Genomic DNA, 4,444 nt, shown 5'->3' with positions numbered 1-4,444 from the left:
TAAGGTTAAGTCGAGATGAAGCGAAAATTACCGATGATAAAAAAACACTTACAGAATGCCCTTTTATTAGGTGGAGTTGTTGCCTTAAGTGGTTGTGCTGTAGGGGGTTACGACGAGTTTTCATGCCCGGACCCGCAAGAAGGGGTATGTACAGATGCATATAACGCAGCGCAACTAGCGGAAAGTGGAAAAGATACGAATGACTTTCCATCTAATACGCATCTAAAACATTCATCAGGAAAGCAAGTTACATCTCAGGATAATGGCCACTCACATAGTGAGGAGCCGTCGTCGGGGCATAGCGATGATGTTGAAAACACATCACCGTATCGTGACGTGGCACCGGTTGCAGGGTTGATGAGTCGACCTGTAGACCAACCAAAGCCTGTACTGATGCCTGCAACAGTTTTGGAAATGTGGTTTGATTCATACGAGGATTCCAATGGAATTCTGAGAATGCCTCAAACCGCATTTGCAGAAGTCACTCCAAGGAGATGGGCGCTTAACAATACTAAAATTGAGCGATACAAATCTGCGGGGCCATTTAGTTCAAATACCGTCGAGTAATGAACACAAAAAACTTAACTTCATGTGAATATAGGAAAACCTTATGAAAACGAATAAAGCTGTCGCTGTTCTCGCTGTACTAGTTCCAATGGCATTAGCAACTGGCGCCGCTGTCGCGTATGACGCAGCTGCAGATACTGCAGCCGCAGGTACGTCTGAGATGAACGATGCATTGCAATTACTTATCAGCTTCCTTGACGGCCCGTTAGGCACTATCTTTGCGATTGTGGCATTTGCGGTTGGTCTAGGTATTTCAGCGGTTACTCAGTCAATGATGGGTATTGCTGGTGGTGTATTTGTTGCGCTTCTAGCGAACTATGGCGCGTCAATTATCGTTGGTGTAACTGGCGCAGCAGAAAGCAACGTTTAATTGGCCGTTACCCACTAAGAAAGCCCAGCTATGTGCTGGGTTTTTTTTATCTGTTTTTTAGTCCCCGACAAACTTAATACATTTACTAGTTCAGATGTTAACTAGGACAATGAAATGGATTATCTTCTTCGACAACAAAGTCTATTTGAAAGATCTAAATTAAACGATGTGTTTCCTGTTCGTTCATTTGAACCAGACTCACAATTATTCTGGTGCAAAGGAGATAACAATGAAAGCTTTCTTGCGGCAGCTTGGCTTTGCGCTCCTTTATGCGGTGTAAACGAACAATCAGCACTTAATCTCAAAGCGCTTTTTTCGAATGATTATCCGAATGATACGATGATCAGCTTCCATCTTACATCATCGACATTTATCGATCCTATTTTGTCTCGATTTTACAATGCTCGCTCACATGTCATGAGTAATAAAAGCGACCCAGTCAAAGCAGATATTGCACGACGATATTGCGCAAATCGAGTTAAACTCTACCAAGAGGGGGCGAAAAAAAGTCTTGATGAGTCTAATCCACTTTTACTTAAAGACTTTTCATTAATATGCGTAATGAAAATCCCAGTTTCCAAAATCCCAACGGAAGAAGAATTTGACAAGATTAGGACGTTGTCAGTCTCTTTCGCAAGTGCGCTTATGTCACTTAATTGTTCCCCCAGACAAATGAACCATGAAGATTATTTAGCGGTCATGCGTCAAATGCTTAACCCCTCAAAATACCCCAAAATGCAACTTGACCCAAACCTTGAACTCAATGAGCAAATTTTCGACTATGAAGATTCTATTAAAATCGAAAAAAATCATCTAGAGGTTAACGAGCGGTTTGTAAAATCAATGTCTGTACAACGCTTTCCTGAAGTTGCTTTACTTCCTCAAGTTAGCCATTTGATTGGCGATCCTAGGGGTTCATTAAACCAAATCCTTGAGCCTTTCATACTTTCCACACACATTTACCTTCCTGATTACCAGAAAGAACGTGATGAGATTACAAAAAAAGGCGCAAAACTAAGAACGCAAGCCATGGGAAGATTTGGGGCAATGTTTCCTCGCATTCGAATGAAGAGTGAAAACTTCCAAGTATTGATTGATAGCATTGAAGACGGAAATCGGCCAATCAAGATATGGACAAACCTGTTGCTCAGCTCTGATACAAAAGATGGATTAATTAAACAGGCAACGAAGGTCAAAACATTTTACGAATATAATGGTTACCTTCTAAAAGATGATACTTTCACTCAAGGCCCGTGTTGGCAATTACAGTTCCCTATGGCTATTGTTCCTCAGGCACAAAAATTTACCCATAAATTTTCTTCGATGACAACGGAGCATGCATGTGAATTGATACCTATTGTTGCTGATTTTAAGGGGAATGGGCCCGGCGCAAACAGCTTATTCTATACTAAACGTGGTCAGCCAGTTATGTACGACCCGTATGATTCTGACACTTCATTTAATGGTGTGGTCGCTGGTATTACAGGTTCTGGGAAAAGCGTTCTATGTAATGATCTTTTGATGGGCCTTTATACTCGTAATGCAATCGTTCGTATCATTGATAGTGGATATTCATACCGAAAAACAACGGATATTGTTGGAGGTGAGTTCATCGATTTTGCTAACGATGACTTAGATATATCGATAAACCCGTTCACTAATATCGTTGACATAGATGAACAATACGGTGGCATTGAAACAATATTAGAATACATGGCCGCACCTAAAGAAGGTTTGACCGATTATCAATTATCAAAACTACAACAGTATGTTTTAGAGTTATGGCAACAGCATGGCAATAAACTTGAGGTAACCCTCTTATCAGAGTACATGGCAAAGGAAGCTGAAGAAAATAAGGACATACATGTAAAGCACATGGCAGCCCAGTTCTTTAAGTACACTCGACACGGTGTCTTCGGCAAATATTTTATTGGAGATGCCAATCTACAAATGTCTGGTGATTGGTCTTGCTTAGAATTAGATGGTTTACAAAACCAACCAGAACTTCGCATGATTGTGTTAATCATGATGGTAATGAAGCTCAAACAAGACTTTATTTCTACGGACAGAAATCGGTATGGAATTGTGCTAATTGATGAGTTTTGGAAATTTTGTAGTATTAAAAAGGACAGTATTGTGCCTCCTGACCCAGGAGTACGAAAAGTCATAGACTTTATAGACGAAGCATATCGAGTATTTCGAAAGTTTAACAAATGCTGTTGGGTAGCCACACAATCATTGCTGGACCTTGGCCTAGGTTCTCCACTTCTCAATAACTCTGAGTCGATAATCCTCGGTAAACAAAGGAAGGAAGCGATTAGCTATATGAAAGAGCAAAAAATGCTCTCCATTAGCGATTATGATTACAAAATGCTCGAAACACTCGATCGAAAAGGCTCAGAGTATTCAGAATACTTCATTTATACAACCAATCGAGGCTCAGGCTTCTTACGATTCAAGCTAGATAGGTTTTCACAACTTCTTTATACCTCTAATGCCGTTGAAGATACACGAATCAGATATTACGAATCTAAAGGGTTTACAATCCCACAAGCAATTGAGGAGTTTATGAAAGAACAGGATAGAGAAGCTCAGCAGCGTTCTGCCTAAATATCAATTAGTGACACTAATACACTTTTAGTGTCACTTTTTTGGAGCTTCTAATGAATAAATCTATCGCCATCCCATTGATTTTTTGTGTTGTTATATCTGCAGCGACTTCAGCATTAACGTGGACTATTTTCGAGCAAAACGAAAAGTCTTCTACCCCAACCAAAGACATGGTTGTTGTCGATTTTACCAATTTATCTCAACGTCTAATGGTCAGCATGCGTGACCGTATTACGCAATCTGATATGTCATTAAACCAAGACCTCATCGAACTCATGGCCCAATCTGAAGCGCGCAGATTATTGAAAGAAGTTATTAAACACTCCCCTAATGCCGTTGTTCTCAATAAGTCATCTATTGTTAATGCCCCGGACTCCCTTGATATCACAGATGATATTGCCGACTCTATGGGTCTCGAAGAGTTAACACCTGAAGCAATAAATGAATTTATCAATGGTCCAGAAAAATCGAAACCTGTAGGTGTTAAGTAATGCTTTCAAATTTTTGGTTTTCTCTGAGAAAAGGTTTCAATCGAGCATTTATCTTTAAAGTTGTAGCGCTCTGCCTTTGTTCATTTCTTTCCGTATCTGCATTTACTGAAAGCTCATATAGTTTTGGGTATGAAAAACAAAACATTGTTAGATGTTTGCCACAAGTCTTCTGGTTGCTTGATAGTGATGTTGATGTATCAAAAATCACCTATGGCTCTTTGATAAAATTAGACGGGAAAAAGTACAACAACCACTTTAACGACGATATTAGTCTTTTAAAAATGGTTGTCGCTAAAAAAGGAGATGCGGTTTATATAAATTCAAAAGAGCGGACCATTTTCATCAATGGTAGTTTCTTTGGAACATTACCCTCTGACAAGCCTCCTTTTCATGATGGTTACTACAC

Annotated in this window: 5 protein-coding genes; all 5 read left to right on the top strand. The window is 39.8% G+C overall.

All coding sequences use genetic code 11. The annotated features are described in order from the left end of the window. The first annotated feature begins 33 nt into the window (after nucleotides 1-33). The gene (locus BIZ39_RS20335) at nucleotides 34-567 is read left to right on the top strand and encodes a TraV family lipoprotein (protein ID WP_187447901.1); all 534 of its coding nucleotides are present in this window, start codon (nucleotides 34-36) and stop codon (nucleotides 565-567) included. A 43-nt stretch (nucleotides 568-610) separates the two neighbouring features. Then, nucleotides 611-937, top strand: a complete 327-nt coding sequence (locus tag BIZ39_RS20330) for a hypothetical protein (protein ID WP_187447900.1) — start codon at nucleotides 611-613, stop codon at nucleotides 935-937. 114 nt (nucleotides 938-1,051) lie between these two features. Further along, on the top strand, nucleotides 1,052-3,547 hold the full coding sequence (locus BIZ39_RS20325; protein WP_187447899.1) for a TraC family protein: 2,496 nt from the start codon (nucleotides 1,052-1,054) through the stop codon (nucleotides 3,545-3,547). Nucleotides 3,548-3,600: 53 nt separating this feature from the next. Then, the gene (locus tag BIZ39_RS20320; RefSeq protein ID WP_187447898.1) at nucleotides 3,601-4,038 is read left to right on the top strand and encodes a hypothetical protein; all 438 of its coding nucleotides are present in this window, start codon (nucleotides 3,601-3,603) and stop codon (nucleotides 4,036-4,038) included. Beyond that, a partial coding sequence (locus BIZ39_RS20315) for a hypothetical protein (protein ID WP_187447897.1) occupies nucleotides 4,038-4,444 on the top strand: 407 nt, incomplete at its 3' end. The genes BIZ39_RS20320 and BIZ39_RS20315, both read left to right, overlap by 1 nt.

The sequence above is a fragment of the Alteromonas sp. BZK5 genome, from assembly GCF_014349115.1.
Taxonomy (GTDB): Bacteria; Pseudomonadota; Gammaproteobacteria; order Enterobacterales; family Alteromonadaceae; genus Alteromonas; species Alteromonas macleodii.
Note: the sequence above shows the minus strand (reverse complement) of the source record. Positions and strands in the feature narration are given on the sequence as shown.